Origin of the sequence: Streptomyces sp. R28 (assembly GCF_041052385.1) — a bacterium.
In the GTDB taxonomy this organism is placed as follows: Bacteria; Actinomycetota; Actinomycetes; order Streptomycetales; family Streptomycetaceae; genus Streptomyces.
Genome location: NZ_CP163439.1, coordinates 6,447,114 through 6,461,929, shown reverse-complemented (window position 1 = coordinate 6,461,929; position 14,816 = coordinate 6,447,114). Strand labels below are relative to the sequence as shown.

Genomic DNA, 14,816 nt, shown 5'->3' with positions numbered 1-14,816 from the left:
AACGCATGGACGCTTTGGCTCATGGTCGCCTACCGTGCCGCCATGAAGCTTCTGTCTGTGAACCTGGGCCGCAGGGAGCATGTGCCCTACACCGATCACCCGGAAGGCGTGACCGGGATCGACAAGCGGCCGGTGCAGGGGCCGGTGCGGGTGGCGGCACCCGGGCCCAAGGGGATCGGGGCCAGCGGGGTGGCCGGGGACGAGGTGTGCAGCCTGCGCCACCACGGCGGCGACGACCAGGCCGTGTACGCGGTGGCGCGCGAGGACCTCGACGACTGGGAGCGCGAGCTGGGGCGGTCGCTGGCGAACGGCGGGTTCGGCGAGAACCTCACGACCTTTGGCCTGGACGTGTCCGGCGCGCTGGTCGGCGAGCGCTGGCGGATCGGGTCCGAGGTGGTGCTGGAGGTCACGAGCGGCCGGATTCCCTGTGCCACCTTCCAGGGCCATGTGGGTGAGAAGCGGTGGGTGAAGCGGTTCACGGCGAAGGGTGCGCCGGGCGCGTATCTGCGAGTGATCGAGCCGGGTGAGATCCGGGCGGGCGATGCGATGGAGATCGTCCACCGCCCGGATCACGACGTGACGGTGGCGCTGCAGTTCCGGGCGGCCACGACGGAGCGGAAGCTGCTGCCGCGGCTGCTGGCGGCGGGCGAGGCGCTGCATCCGGAGTCGCTGGACGCCGCCCGGAAGTACGTGGCGCAGTACGGGGCGTGACGGGACGTCAACCAGTGGCTGGGGTAGCGGTCGCCCAGGCGCCGCACGGCTCCTAGGGGGAAACCCCGGACGAGCGGCGGGGGTTGACTCGGGGTGGCCCGGGGGACGACCCCGATGTTCGGCGGGCGGCGAACAAAGACGCTCGAAGCATGTCTCGCTTCAAGCGCGTCCTCATCGTTGTGGGCTCCGTCGTCACGGTCCTCGTGCTGGCGGTCGGCGGCCTGTTCGCCTGGCTGTGGACCGGCGCCGACGTCAGCACGGTCGGCAAGGCGTCGTTCGACAACGCGCTGGCGATACCGCCCCTGGCCCAGTCGTCCGTCGACAAGGACGGCACCCGCGTCTTCGACCTGCGTATGCGCGCGGGCGAGACGGAGTTCGAGGCCGGCCGAAAGACCCCGACCTGGGGCTTCAACGGCTCGTACCTCGGGCCGACGCTGCGTGCGGCCCGCGGTGAGAAGGTCCGCGTACGCATAGCGAACGGGCTCGACGAGGCGTCCAGCGTGCACTGGCACGGCATGCACCTGCCCGCGCGGATGGACGGCGGCCCGCACCAGATGATCGCCCCCGGCGGCACCTGGACTCCGCACTGGACCGTGGACCAGCCCGCCGCGACGCTCTGGTACCACCCGCACCCGCACGGCGCGACGGAACGGCATGTGCGCAAGGGCCTGGCCGGCCTGTTCATCCTCGACGACCAGCGGTCCACGAAGCTCGCCCTGCCGAAGCGGTACGGCGTCGACGACCTGCCTGTCATCGTGCAGGACGTGCGTTTCGACGGCGCGGAGCTCGACGGCGACCACAAGATCATGCAGAACGTGGGCTTCCTCGGCGACCGGACGATGGTCAACGGCACGCTGCGTCCCTACAAAGAGGTCGGCGACGAGCTCATACGGCTGCGGCTGCTCAACGCCTCGACGGCACGCACCTACGCCTTCGGATTCCCGGACGACCGCGCCTTCTCGCTGACAGCGACGGACGGAGGCCTGCTGGAGCGGCCCCAGTCCATGGACCGTGTCCAGTTGTCGCCGGGCGAGCGAGCCGAGATCGTCGTACGGATGCGGGCGGGTGAGCGCGTGATGCTGCGCAGCTTTCCTCAGGACAACTACGGGGACAGCTGGAATCGGCGGTTCGGTGGAGGCGACGACTCCTTCGACGTCCTGGAGCTGCGGGCAGCCGGACGGCTCCGGCCGTCGCCCGCGATACCGGCCGTACTCGGCGGGTTGGAGACACCCGACGGCACGGATGCGGTACGCGGGCGGCACTTCGACCTGAAGCGGTCCGGTATCAACGGGCGGTCGATGGAGATGGGCCGCGTCGACGAGACGGTCACGCGCGGGGCCACGGAGGTGTGGACGGTCCGCAACAGCAACGGCATGCCGCACAACTTCCATGTGCACGACGTGCAGTTCCGGGTGCTGGAGGTGAACGGTGAGGCACCGCCGCCGGCGCTGAGCGGGCCGAAGGACACGGTGTTCCTGCCGAACGGGACGACCATGAAGCTGGCGCTGCGCTTCACCGGGCCGGCGGATCCGCAGACGCCGTACATGTACCACTGCCATCTGCTCTACCACGAGGACGAGGGGATGATGGGCCAGTTCGTGGTGGTGGAGAAGGGGCAGCGGGCGCAGACGCCTTCGGGCGGAGGCGGGACACTCGGTCACTCGGCGCACGGGAACGGCTGAACAAGGAGCGGAAGCGCGCAGTCCGGGTCACTAATCTTGCGCCATGACAACGGCATTGATTACGGGATCGACCGCGGGCATCGGCGCCGCGTTCGCGCGGCGGCTGGCCGCCGACGGGCATGACCTCGTCCTGGTGGCCCGGGACACCAAGCGGCTGCGGGAGCAGGCCACCGAATTGCACGACCGGCACGGCATCGAGGCGGAGGTCCTGACGGCCGACCTGGCTCAGGACACCGGCATCGAGGCCGTCGCCGCCCGCCTCGGCGACCGCAGGAACCCCGTCGACCTGCTGATCAACAACGCGGGCTTCGGCAACAAGGGCCGCTACCTCGACGTCTCCATGGCCGACGAGTTGATGATGCTCAAGGTGCACTGCGAGGCGGTACTGCGGCTTACCTCGGCGGCGTCGGCGGCGATGCGGGAGCGGGGGCGCGGGGGTGTCGTCAACGTCGCGTCGGTCGCGGCCTTCGTGCCGCGCGGGACGTACGGCGCGTCCAAGGCGTGGGTCGTGCAGTTCACGCAGGGGGCGGCGCGGGATCTGGCCGCCAGCGGGGTGCGGTTGATGGCGCTGTGCCCGGGGTTCGTGCGGACGGAGTTCCATCAGCGGGCGGGGATGGGGACGGACAACATTCCGGGGTGGATGTGGCTGGACGCGGACAAGGTGGCCGCTGCGGCGCTGGAGGATCTGGCGCGGGGAAAGTCCCTGTCCATTCCGGATCCTCGGTACAAGGTGCTGATGGGCGCGACGAAGCTGGTGCCTCGGGGGTTGCTCGGGGGGATCAGTTCGAAGACGGGCCGCAAGTACGGGCCGCAGTAGGCGCAGGCTCGTACGCCGGGCGGCGGCGCAGGAAGCCTACGGTCAGCCGGACAGGGCGGGGCTCGACGCGGATCAGGGCGGGCAGGACCCGCCGCCGGCTCATGCGCTGCGCGGCCCGGGCCGCGGGGGTCCGGCCGCGCGGGTTCGCCGCGGGGGCGAAGGCACGGCGGAGGCGAGGGGCCGGGGCGTCGGCCGATCGCCCGGATCCTCGACGCGGCCGGCCCGGCGCGGGTCGCACTCCCGCGCCCGCACCGGCGCCCCGCCTCCGGCCGGGGCGGCAGCAGGATCGGAATGCCGTGCGCGTCGGGGCCCGATTCTCACGCCGGATGGCGGCCGGTTCGCTCAACTCGGCGTCGGTGCCGACCAGTTCCGCCGGGGCTGCCCCCATGCTCCTCCCCGCGGTCACCGATCGCCGCCTCCTCCGCCGGCGCATGGCGTCGTGATACCGGCGCCGACAGGCACAGCGCCCCTCCGACGGGGACAATGGTGCTGTTCGGTCGCGCCCAGGGGGGCCGGGAGGCGATGACGTCATGACCTTCGTACAGCTCATCGACTGCAGGACCAGCCGCTTCGACGAGATGAACCGGCTGATGGACAGGTGGGTCGAGCAGACCAAGGGGAAGCGGACGGCGACGCACGACATCATCGGGAAGGACCGGTCGGACTCGTCGCACTTCATCGAGATCGTGGAGTTCGCCTCCTACGACGAGGCGATGCGGAACTCCAACCTTCCCGAGACCGATCGGATCTTCCAGGAGATGGTCGCGCTCTGTGACGAGACGCCGACGTTCACCGATCTCGACGTCGTGCGGGACGAGCAGCTGAACGTCCTGGCCGCGCGGGCCTTCTTCGAGGCCATGGGCACGATGGAACCGGGGCAGATCGGTGAGCACCTCACGGACGACTACGTGGATCACGATCCGTCGCACCCGCAGCCCGTGCAGGGCATCGACGGGATGCGGGAGGTGTACGCGGGCTGGTATGCCGCCTTCGACTTCACCTTCCGGATCGACGACCAGATGGCCCAGGACGACCAGGTGTGCACGCGGTGGACATGGGTCGCGCGGCACAAGGGTGAGTTCCTGGGGATTCCGGCGACCGGACAGGACGTGGCCATGCAGGGCGTGACCTGGCAGCGGTTCCGGGGCGGGAAGATCTGCGAAAGCCGCTGGCTCTACGACCGGGCGGGGCTGATGGAGCAGCTTGGGGTACTCGGTCAGTGACCGCGAAGGGGGAAGGCCCCGTACCGTCGCTGTGACGGAACGGGGCCTTCTGTGCGGACGCCGCGAGCGCGGCGAACGCGAGCGCTACGAGCGCTGTGAGCGGCTGGGCTCAGTGCGCGTGCCCGTGGCCGTGGCCACCGGCAGCGGCCGGCTCTTCCTCTTCCTTCTTCTCGACGACCAGGGTCTCGGTCGTCAGGAGGAGGGAGGCGATGGAGGCGGCGTTCTCCAGGGCGGAGCGGGTAACCTTGACCGGGTCGATGACGCCGGCCTTGACCAGGTCGCCGTACTCGCCGGTGGCGGCGTTGAAGCCCTGGCCCTTGTCGAGCTCGGCGACCTTGGAGGTGATGACGTAGCCCTCCAGGCCGGCGTTCTCGGCGATCCAGCGCAGCGGCTCGACGACCGCGCGGCGGACGACGGCGACACCGGTGGCCTCGTCGCCGGTCTTGCCGAGGCCGCCCTCGAGCACCTTGGCGGCGTGGACCAGCGCGGAGCCACCACCGGAGACGATGCCCTCCTCGACCGCGGCGCGGGTCGCGGAGATGGCGTCCTCCAGACGGTGCTTCTTCTCCTTCAGCTCCACCTCGGTGGCGGCGCCGACCTTGATCACGCACACGCCGCCGGCCAGCTTCGCGAGGCGCTCCTGGAGCTTCTCGCGGTCCCAGTCGGAGTCGGTGTTCTCGATCTCGGCCTTGATCTGGGCGACACGGCCCGTGACGTCCTCGGCCTTGCCGGCACCGTCGACGACGGTCGTGTCGTCCTTGGTGACCGTGACACGGCGGGCGGAGCCCAGCACGTCCAGGTCGGCCTGGTCGAGCTTGAGGCCGACCTCCTCGGAGATGACCGTGGCGCCGGTGAGGACCGCCAGGTCCTGCAGCATCGCCTTGCGACGGTCACCGAAGCCGGGGGCCTTGACGGCGACCGCGTTGAAGGTGCCGCGGATCTTGTTCACGACCAGGGTCGACAGGGCCTCGCCCTCGACGTCCTCGGCGATGATCAGCAGCGGCTTGGAGGCACCCGACTGGATGACCTTCTCAAGCAGCGGCAGCAGGTCCTGGATGGAGGAGATCTTGCCCTGGTTGATGAGGATGTACGGGTCGTCGAGGACGGCCTCCATACGCTCCTGGTCGGACACCATGTACGGCGACAGGTAGCCCTTGTCGAAGGCCATGCCCTCGGTGAAGTCCAGCTCCAGACCGAAGGTGTTGGACTCCTCGACGGTGATGACACCGTCCTTGCCGACCTTGTCCATCGCCTCGGCGATGAGCTCGCCGACCTGGCTGTCCTGGGCGGACAGACCGGCGACGGCCGCGATGTCGGACTTCTCGTCGATCGGGCGCGCGGTCGCGAGCAGCTCGTCGGAGATGGCCTTGACGGCGGCGTCGATGCCCTTCTTCAGGGCGGCCGGGGAGGCACCCGCGGCGACGTTGCGCAGGCCCTCGCGGACCAGCGCCTGGGCCAGCACGGTGGCGGTGGTCGTACCGTCGCCCGCTACGTCGTTGGTCTTGGTCGCCACCTCCTTCACCAGCTGGACACCGAGGTTCTCGTACGGGTCGTCGACCTCGACCTCACGGGCGATGGTGACGCCGTCGTTGGTGATGGTGGGCGCGCCGAACTTCTTGTCGATGACGACGTTGCGGCCCTTGGGGCCGATCGTCACCTTGACCGTGTCGGCCAGCTTGTTGACGCCGCGCTCGAGGGCGCGACGGGCGTCCTCGTCGAACTTCAGGATCTTCGCCATGACAGCGGGAGCCCTCTCGGAATGTGGGTGAAAAAGGCACTGCGCCCCGGGCGCCCGGCTTCTTTAAGTGATCGCGGGGGCCAGGGGCGCAGCTTGAAGCAAAAGGTGCTTCGGGGTGAACTACTTCTCGATGATCGCGAGCACGTCGCGAGCCGAGAGGACGAGGTACTCCTCGCCGTTGTACTTCACCTCGGTGCCGCCGTACTTGCTGTACAGCACGATGTCGCCGGTCTTGACGTCGAGCGGCAGACGCTCGCCGTTCTCGAAGCGGCCCGGGCCCACGGCCAGGACGACGCCCTCCTGGGGCTTCTCCTTGGCGGTGTCCGGGATGACCAGGCCAGAGGCGGTGGTCTGCTCCGCGTCGAGCGGCTGGACCACAATGCGGTCCTCAAGCGGCTTGATGGCAACCTTGGAGCTGGTGGTCGTCACGATCCGACCTCCCCCTTCGGAGATCTCACGGGGTTAACTGTCTGAGGTGGCGACCAGGTGGATCCGTCGTCGCGGGTGCCGGACCTGCCCGTCGCGTAGTTGGCACTCTCCAGTGGGGAGTGCCAGAGCCGAGACTATGACCGCGATTAGCACTCGGTCAAGCGGACTGCTAATTCGCTGCGCGTCCGCTGCGCCGACCGAGCCGCGTTCCGGGTGACCGGCGGTGCCGCTGCCGCCCCGCGAACCGCGCCCCCGGCCCCCCGCTTCGGCCCTGAACGGGCCTCGTCCCTGAACGCCGGACGGGCTGAGCCGTGCCGACCGGCGTGCGCACGGTCCGCTAGACGTAATCCTCCAATCGGCCCACCGTCAGCCCACGCCTCTGGATCTCCCGCAACAGCCGCGTCGTGCGCTCTCTCAGCGTCATGCCGGCCGGTTCGCCCGAAGGGACGGAGACGATGTCGCCGGCCCGCAGCCGGCGGGGCCCGTTCGCGTACGTCAGCCCGCCGTCGCCCTCCATCGCCGCCCGCCACAGCACCACCACCGTCACGCCGCAGTCGGCCGCCGCGCGGAGGGTGGTGGTGTCGTACGTGCCGTAGGGCGGCCGGAAGAGCCGGGGGCGGATGCCGAAGCGGGCGCGGAGCTTGTTCTGCTGGCCGCAGATCTCGGCGCGCTGGCCGGCGTACGGCAGACCGCGCAGGGCGGCGTGGTCGAGGGTGTGGTTCTGCATCGACGCACCCACCGACCGCAGGCGCGCGAAGTGGCCGTAGCCCGGGCCGACCACGCTGTCCGTGAGGAACATACTGACGGGCAGCCGTAGCTCACGGACCATGTCGACGAAGCGGGGGTCCTTCTCGGCACCGTCGTCGTAGGTGAGGAACACGACCTGGTCGCGGGTGAGGACGCGGTCGACGACGGGCAGCAGATGCCCCCCGGACGGCCGATCACCCCCGGGCGTCACCTGCCGCCGGGCGGGCGGGGGCGGGGGCGCGGGCAGCGGGGCGGTGAGGCCCCATCGGCGGTACGGCTGTGCGGTGGGCGTCGGGCCTTTCGCCGACCGCGCCTCTTGCGCCGCCCTCCCGCCCGACCCTCCGCCGGGCCCGACCGACCCGGACGGCTGGGCGCAACCGGCGAGCACGACGGACACCAGGACGACAGCTGCCAGAGAACGTACGGCCGACGCACGCACGGCCGTCGGAGCATGTGCGGCGGTGAAAGCCCCCGGCTCGGGCGCCGGCATCGATGCCGGCGCCGGCCTCACAGGTAGTCCTCCAGCCGGGCCACCGCGTACCCCTCGGCCGTCACTTTGTTCAGGAATCGGCGGATCATGTCGGGCATTGTGCCCTTCCATTCGTCCCTGCCCCGGAAGTGACTGAGGACGATGTCACCGGGGCGGATCTTCCGGTCCCACTCGCGGTAGTCCCAGCGGTCGACGAAGACCTCCTCGTTCCACAGCGGGACGTACTCGATGCCGCAGGACTTCGCGGCGCGCAGGCTGTTCCTGTTGTAGTTGCCGAAGGGCGGGCGGAAGAGCAGCGGGCGCTTGCCGTAACGCCTCTCCATCACCTCCTGCATGCCGCAGATCTCACGCCTTTGGCCGTAGTAGGAGAGGGCCGGGAGGTAGGGGTGGTGGAGGGTGTGGTTGTTCAGGACCACTCCGCCGCGCTGCATCCGTTTGAAGTAGCCGTAGTCGTCCTTGATCAGGTAGTCACTGAGGAAGGCGGTGTACGGCACCTGCAGCTCGCTCATCATCCGCAGGAACGCCGGGTCCTTCTCGGCGCCGTCGTCGATGGTGAGGAAGACGACCCTCTGCTTGGTGGGGACGGTCGTGAAGACCGGCGGGAGGCCGAGCTCCTCGTGCCCGTCGACCTCGAAGCCGTCGCGGGTGGTGATCTCCGGCTTCCTGGCGGGTGGCGGCGGGGGCGTGAGCGGGACGCGCGCCAGGCGCCAGCGCCTCGCGGCGGCGACCCGGGCGGCGCGAGCGGCCTGGGCGGACTGGAACTTCTTGGCCTGCGGGTCTTTGGCATGAGGGTCCCTGCCGTGCGGGTGCCTGGCGTGCGGGTCTTTGGCGTGCGGGCCTTTGGCAGGCGCGCCCGAGGTTTCGCTCGGAGGTGGGGCCTTGAGGGGTTGCCGGCTCGGCGTGGGGCGTACGGCCTCATGCCGGCCTCCGCCGCCCTGTCCACCTCCGCCGCCCTGCGCACACCCCGAGGCGATGGCGGCGGCGGTGAGCGCGGCGATTCCACCGCGGATCCGGTAACGCCCGACCGCCCGCCCGGCTGCCCGATGACCGCGCCCCGCGACTCCCCCATTGCGGCGACTCTTGTCATTTTGTCGTACTACTCGCATGGCGTCGGATCCTCGCAGGCCCCCGCCCCGAAGATCGGCCGACACCGCCGCCGGAGGCGGACCATCCACCGACTGGCCGACAATGACCCGGTGAACGACCTCGCCTCCTTCTCCCGCCTGCTCACCCCCGAGGGCCGCGCCCTCCTCGACGCCGTACGCGACACCGACCCCGCCGACGAACTCGCCGTCGCCACCCGGCTGCGCCGCGAGCATCCCGCCGAGCTGGTGTCGGCGGCGCTCGGCCAGGCACGGCTGCGGCAGCGGGCGGTGGCGAAGTTCGGGGCGGTGGACGCGCGGCGGATGTTCTTCACTCCGAACGGGGTCGAGCAGTCGACGCGGGCGAGTGTCGCCTCGTATCGGGCCGGGCGGATGAAGCAACTCGGGGTCGGATCGGTCGCCGACCTGTGCTGCGGGATCGGGGGCGACGCGATCGCGTTGGCGCGGGCCGGGATCCGGGTGCTGGCGGTGGATCGGGATCCGGTGACGGTGGCGGTGGCGCGGGCGAATGCGGAGGGCCTCGGCCTCACCGCCCTCATCGAGGTGCGGGAGGCCGACGTCACCGAGGTGGACACGACCGGCTACGACGCCGTGTTCGTCGACCCCGCCCGCCGGGGCGGTCGCGGGAGGATCTTCGATCCCGAGGCGTACTCGCCCCCGCTGTCCTGGGCTCTCGATGCCGCCCGCAAGGCTCCTCACGCCGCGCTGAAGATCGCACCCGGCATTCCGCACGAGGCCGTACCGGGCGAGGCCGAGGCGGAGTGGATCTCGGACGGCGGGGATGTGAAGGAAGCGGTGCTGTGGTTCGGAACGCAGGCCGGGGCGGTCCGGGCCACGCTGCTGCCGGGTCCCCGTTCCCTGCTCTCCCGGGGACTGCCCGACCCCGAAGTCCGGCCCGTCGGGCGGTACTTGTACGAGCCCGACGGCGCCGTCATCCGGGCGCATCTGGTCGCCGAGGTGGCGGACCAGCTGAACGGCGGGCTGCTCGACGCGACCATCGCGTACATCACTGCGGACGAGCTGCGCGCGACGTCGTATGCCACGGCGTACGAGATCACCGACCAACTTCCCTTCAACGTCAAGAAGTTGAAGGCGCTGTTGCGTGAGCGGGAGGTGGGCGTCCTCACCGTCAAGAAGCGCGGCTCCGCCGTCGAGCCGGAGGAGCTGCGGAGGAAGGTCAAGCCTCAGGGGCCCCATTCGGCGACCGTGTTCCTGACGCGGGTGGCGGGGGCGCCGACGATGCTCGTCGGGCGGCCGGCCTAGCCCGGTCAGGGGAGCCCGACGACGCTCTCGGCGTCGTCCGCGACGCCGGCCACCGACCTCAGGAGAGCCTCGCCGCCCAGTACGGCCCGCTCAAGGCACCGCCCCCCGTGCCCCGTTTTCCTGACCGCCCGTCGATTCTGGCAGCGGCCACTGACACAGGCGGTCTTTTCGCCCTACGCGACCTCAGCCGCCCGGCGTAGCAGCATCTCCCGCTCCCGCTCGTTCTGCGTCAGCCCCGCCGCCCGCTCGAACTCCGCCCGCGCCTGCGCCGTACGGCCAAGACGCAGCAGCAGGTCGCCGCGCACGCTCGGCAGCAAGTGGTAGTCCCGCAGGGCCGGTTCGGCGGCGATGGCGTCGACGATCTCCAGGGCGGGTTCCGGGCCGTCCGCCATCGACACGGCGACCGCGCGGTTCAACTCGACCACGGGGGAAGGGGACCGGGCGGACAGCAGGCCGTACAGGGTGGCGATGCTCTTCCAGTCCGTCTCCTCGTACGTGTACGCGTGCGCGTGGCAGGCGGCGATCGCTGCCTGGAGGGCGTACGGGCCCGGGGCGCCCGTGGCGGTGGCATCCGCACGGCCCAGCGCCTTGATGCCGCGGGCGATGAGCATGCGGTTCCAGCGGCGGCGGTTCTGGTCCTTGAGGAGGATCGGTTCGCCGGCGGGGCCGGTGCGGGCTGCCGCGCGGGACGTCTGGAATTCGAGGAGGGCGGTCAGGCCGTGCACCTCCGGCTCCTTCGGCATCAGTCCCGACAGCACGCGGGCCAGGCGCAGCGCGTCCTCGCACAGGCCGGGGCGCAGCCAGTCGTCGCCGGCCGTGGCGGCGTAGCCCTCGTTGAAGATCAGGTAGATGACGTCGAGGACCGAGCCGAGGCGGGCCTCGCGGTCGGGGCCGTACGGGACCTCGAAGGCGACGTTCCTCGTGGCGAGTGTGCGCTTGGCGCGGACGATGCGCTGGGCGATCGTCGGCTCCGGGACCAGGAACGCGCGGGCGATCTCCGGTGTCGTCAGGCCGCCGAGGAGGCGCAGGGTGAGGGCGATGCGGGCCTCGGGAGACAGCACCGGGTGGCATGCCGTGAAGACGAGCCTCAGCAGGTCGTCGTCGATGTCGTCGGGGTCGGCGGGCTCCTCGGGCGGGGTCGTCGTCTCCAGGTCCCGCCCGATCTCCGCCAGCTTGCGGACGTAGTTCTCGCGGCGGCGGATCAGGTCGACGGCGCGGTGCCGGGCGGTGGCCATGAGCCAGGCGCCCGGGTTGTCGGGCACGCCGTCGCGGGGCCACTGCTCCAGGGCGGCGACGAGTGCGTCCTGGGCGAGTTCCTCGGCGATGCCGATGTCGCGGACGATGCGGGCGACGCCGGCGATGATGCGGGGGGACTCGATGCGGAAGACGGTTTCGACGGTACCGCGCGGGTCGGCGGTGGGCTGTGGTTCCACAACCCACCATCGAACACCCCACGCGGCCCCGGGCAAAGGAAGGCTCAGCCCTCCGCGATCTCCCGCACCTCGCAGGTCACCGTCCAGAACTCCTCGTGCACCTTCAGGAACCGCTTGGTCCACTCCAGCGCCTCGGCCTTGTCCTTGCACTGCATGATCGCGTAGCCGCCGATGACCTCCTTGGCCTCGGTGAAGGGCCCGTCGGTGACGGAGATCCTGCCGCCCTCCCAGTGCACGCGGGTGCCCTGCGCGGACGGGGTCAGCCCGGCTGTGTCGAGCATGACGCCGGCCTTGGTGACCTCCTCGATCAGTTCGCCCATGCGCTGCATCAGCTCGGGGCTGGGGCCCTCGGCGGGCATGGTGTTCTCGTCGATCTGCACGAGCGACAGATAGCGGGGCATGGTGACTCCTCGGGTCGGATCGGATGGGCCGGTCCTTCCCGGCCTCTCACCCCTGCGTCGAACGGGAGACACCCGGATCGACACGCTCGCCGGGATTCTTCGAACTTTTTTCTCCGGCGGGCGTTCCCGCAGGCAGCACCGGCCTCCGGGGCGGGATCCCGAGCCTCGGCAGTGGCTGTCGTACGCGCGTCTGCACCACGGCGAGCCCGGGCACAGCTCGAGCGGCAGGGGCCCCGTGCGCCCGAGGCGACTCCCCTACCGCAACGACTCCCACAACTCGCCCGCCTCCGGCTCGTCCGCCACCACCCGGTTCACGTCCGACGCCGCCGTGACCACCGGCATCGTCACCGTCTTCACCTCGCCCGCCGACAAGCCCTTCAGGCTCTCGCCGAGGGACATCAGCTCGCTCAGGGAGTCCAGGCCGGTGTCGGTCGTCAGGCTGCCCGTCACCGCGTCGGCGACCTTGTAGAGCTTGGCGGGGTCGGTGAGGAGATCGGTCGAGGAGATCTGCTCCAGCAGCGCCTTCACCAGCTTCTGCTGCAGGCCTATGCGGCCGAGGTCGCTGCCGTCGCCTATGCCGTGGCGGGTGCGCGCCACGGCGAGGGCCGTCCTGCCGTCGAGGTGGTGGGTGCCCGCTTCCAACGTCAGGTGGCTGTCCTCGTCGTCGATGTCCTCGTCCGTGGTGACCGTGACGCCGCCCAGCGCGTCCACCAGCTTCGCGAAGCCGGAGAAGTCGATCTCGATGAAGTGGTCCATGCGGACGTCGGTGATCGTCTCGACCGTCTTGACCGCGCATACGGGGCCGCCGATCGCGTACGCGCTGTTGAACATCGTGCCGTACGCCACCTCCGTCGAACCGCCCGACGACAGCGGGCAGGAGGGGCGGGTGACCAGGGTGTCGCGCGGGATGCTGACGACCGTCGCCTTCGAACGGCCCGCGTCGATGTGCACCACCATCGCCGTGTCCGAGCGGGCTCCGGCGCTGCTGCCCCCGCCGAGCTCCTGGTTCCCCTCGCCGCTGCGCGAGTCCGAGCCGAGGACCAGGATGTTCAGGGACCCCGTGGGCAAGGGGGACGCGGAGGCCGACGGCGACGGTGTCGTGACCGCCTTCGCGGGGCGGTCGTCGCCGAGCGCGTTGTTGATGTCGACGCTCTTGATGTTGGCGTTCAGGTGCCAGAAGGCCCAGCCGGCCGTTCCCGCGCCCAGCACCAGGGCGCCCGCGAGGACGAGGCCGGCGGTCTTCAGTGCTCTCGACCGCCGGCCCGCGCGTCTGCCGTCGTCCCCGTTCTCGTCTTGTCCAGTCACGGAGAGGAACGTAAGTCCGACTTATTACGGGCAGGAACGTCAGACCGTCTTTTCTTCGGAAAATCTCATACTTCCCCGCCCGATCCGAACCCGCGCTCAGCCCAGCGTCACCGTGGGCACCGGATTGCTCCCGCTCCACGACCCGTTGAACCCGAAGGTCACCGAACCGCCGTCGGGAACCGACGCGTTGTACGAAGCGTTGGAGCAGGTGACCGCCGCCCCCGACTGCGCACACGTCGCGTTCCAGGCCTGGGTGACCTGCTGGCCCGCACCGAAGGCCCAGCCGGCCTTCCAGGACGACAGCGCCGCACCCGAGCAGGCGATCTTCACCTGCCCGGTGAAGCCGGTGTTCCACTGGCTGGTGACGCTGTAGGCCGCCGTGCACGCGTCCGTGGGAGGCGGGGTCGTCGTGCCGCCGCCCAGCGACTCGGCGATCGCGTGGTACGCCGGTTTCGGCGCGTAGTTCTCGTCGTACGGCGTCGCCGCGCCCTGCCCGGGGAAGGTGCTCGGGATCCAGGAGTCGGAGTCGGTGAAGCCCCAGACGGTGACGCCGGCGCACCGGGACACCGCGAGGCAGGCGTTCATGACCGCCTTGTAGTCGGCGGCCTACTGCGTCAGCTTGGCGCTGTCCGCGGGCAGTTGCATACGGATGTCCAGCTCGGTGATCGCCACGTCGACGCCGAGATCGGCGAACCGCTGGATGTTCTGCCGCATGGTCGACGGCACCTGGCCGAGGATCAGGTGGGCCTGGAGTCCCACGCCGTCGATCGGGACCCCGCGCTCCTTCAGGGACCGCACCAGGTTGTACAACGCCGTGCTCTTCGCGCCCACGCCCTCGACGTTGTAGTCGTTGATGTACAGCTTGGCGCTCGGGTCGGCGGCGCGGGCCGCGGTCAGGGCCTGGGCGATGTAGTCGGCGCCGAGGCCGTTGTACCAGAGGGTCTGCCGGTAGGTGCCGTCCTCGTTGAACGGCTCGTTCACCACGTCCCAGGTCGCCAACCTGCCCTTGTAGCGGCCGACTTCGGTGGCGATGTGGTCGGTCATCAGCCGGCTCAGCTCGGCCGACGTCCAGCTGCCGTTCGTCAGCCAGCTCGGGTTCTGGCTGTGCCAGACCAGGGTGTGGCCGCGCACCTGCTGGCCGTGCTCCTCGGCGAAGGCGACGATCCGGTCGGCCTCGGCCCAGTCGAAGGTGGATCGTGTCGGCTCGACCGAGCCCCACTTCATGGCGTTGCCGGGGGTCAGCGCGTTGAACTCCCGGCCCGCGATGTCGCCGTAGGCGCCGGTGAGCTTGGAACCGGTGACGGCCGTCCCCATGACCTTGCCCTTGGCGGCGGCGAGGTCGCGCAGCGGAGTGTCGGCGGCGTGCGCCGCGGGCGCCGTGAGCACGAGGGCTCCGATCGTCGCGACGCCGGTGAGAAGTGATCCGAGGGATAAGCCTGTTCTCAGAGATCTCATTGCGGGCGCCTCCGAAAGT

Annotated in this window: 12 protein-coding genes and 1 pseudogene; 5 read left to right on the top strand and 8 right to left on the bottom strand. The window is 70.4% G+C overall.

Features of this window, described 5'->3' with window-relative positions:
- Positions 1 to 42: 42 nt before the first annotated feature.
- The 4 genes from AB5J49_RS29100 to AB5J49_RS29085 all read left to right on the top strand — a co-directional run bounded on the left by AB5J49_RS29100 (position 43) and on the right by AB5J49_RS29085 (position 4,433).
- Positions 43 to 711, top strand: coding sequence for an MOSC domain-containing protein (locus AB5J49_RS29100; RefSeq protein ID WP_369171768.1), 669 nt, complete (start codon positions 43 to 45; stop codon positions 709 to 711).
- A gap of 149 nt (positions 712 to 860) precedes the next feature.
- A complete protein-coding gene (locus AB5J49_RS29095; protein WP_369171766.1) occupies positions 861 to 2,393 on the top strand; it encodes a multicopper oxidase family protein in 1,533 nt (510 codons plus the stop codon).
- Between the two features lie 43 nt (positions 2,394 to 2,436).
- Positions 2,437 to 3,210 carry an SDR family NAD(P)-dependent oxidoreductase gene (locus AB5J49_RS29090; protein WP_369171765.1) on the top strand — a complete coding sequence of 258 codons (774 nt, stop codon included), beginning with the start codon at positions 2,437 to 2,439 and terminating at the stop codon, positions 3,208 to 3,210.
- A 530-nt stretch (positions 3,211 to 3,740) separates the two neighbouring features.
- Positions 3,741 to 4,433, top strand: coding sequence for an ester cyclase (locus tag AB5J49_RS29085; RefSeq protein ID WP_369171764.1), 693 nt, complete (start codon positions 3,741 to 3,743; stop codon positions 4,431 to 4,433).
- Between the two features lie 109 nt (positions 4,434 to 4,542).
- Here AB5J49_RS29085 and groL read toward each other — a convergent pair whose 3' ends face one another.
- From groL to AB5J49_RS29065, 4 genes are all read right to left on the bottom strand, one after another.
- Positions 4,543 to 6,171, bottom strand: coding sequence for a chaperonin GroEL (gene groL / locus AB5J49_RS29080; RefSeq protein ID WP_369171763.1), 1,629 nt, complete (start codon positions 6,169 to 6,171; stop codon positions 4,543 to 4,545).
- 120 nt (positions 6,172 to 6,291) lie between these two features.
- Complete coding sequence (gene groES, locus AB5J49_RS29075) at positions 6,292 to 6,600, bottom strand: co-chaperone GroES (RefSeq protein WP_003998759.1); 309 nt, start codon at positions 6,598 to 6,600, stop codon at positions 6,292 to 6,294.
- Between the two features lie 337 nt (positions 6,601 to 6,937).
- Positions 6,938 to 7,786 (bottom strand): polysaccharide deacetylase family protein, encoded by an 849-nt coding sequence (locus AB5J49_RS29070; RefSeq protein WP_369171762.1) that lies wholly within the window; start codon positions 7,784 to 7,786, stop codon positions 6,938 to 6,940.
- A 68-nt stretch (positions 7,787 to 7,854) separates the two neighbouring features.
- Positions 7,855 to 8,943, bottom strand: coding sequence for a polysaccharide deacetylase family protein (locus AB5J49_RS29065; protein WP_369171761.1), 1,089 nt, complete (start codon positions 8,941 to 8,943; stop codon positions 7,855 to 7,857).
- Here AB5J49_RS29065 and AB5J49_RS29060 point away from each other — a divergent pair.
- A complete protein-coding gene (locus AB5J49_RS29060; protein WP_369171760.1) occupies positions 8,926 to 10,203 on the top strand; it encodes a methyltransferase domain-containing protein in 1,278 nt (425 codons plus the stop codon). The two genes, AB5J49_RS29065 and AB5J49_RS29060, sit on opposite strands and share 18 nt — an antisense overlap.
- 173 nt (positions 10,204 to 10,376) lie before the next feature.
- On the opposite strand, the gene AB5J49_RS29055 is transcribed toward AB5J49_RS29060, so the two are convergent.
- The 4 genes and pseudogenes from AB5J49_RS29055 to AB5J49_RS29040 all read right to left on the bottom strand — a co-directional run bounded on the left by AB5J49_RS29055 (position 10,377) and on the right by AB5J49_RS29040 (position 14,797).
- The gene (locus tag AB5J49_RS29055) at positions 10,377 to 11,636 is read right to left on the bottom strand and encodes an RNA polymerase sigma factor (RefSeq protein WP_369171759.1); all 1,260 of its coding nucleotides are present in this window, start codon (positions 11,634 to 11,636) and stop codon (positions 10,377 to 10,379) included.
- Between the two features lie 44 nt (positions 11,637 to 11,680).
- Entirely contained in the window at positions 11,681 to 12,037 is a 357-nt protein-coding gene (locus tag AB5J49_RS29050) for a YciI family protein (RefSeq protein WP_369171757.1), read from the bottom strand.
- 255 nt (positions 12,038 to 12,292) lie between these two features.
- Positions 12,293 to 13,342 carry an LCP family protein gene (locus AB5J49_RS29045; RefSeq protein WP_369171756.1) on the bottom strand — a complete coding sequence of 350 codons (1,050 nt, stop codon included), beginning with the start codon at positions 13,340 to 13,342 and terminating at the stop codon, positions 12,293 to 12,295.
- Between the two features lie 96 nt (positions 13,343 to 13,438).
- Positions 13,439 to 14,797: pseudogene (locus AB5J49_RS29040) on the bottom strand (endo-1,4-beta-xylanase).
- Between the last annotated feature and the right edge of the window lie 19 nt (positions 14,798 to 14,816).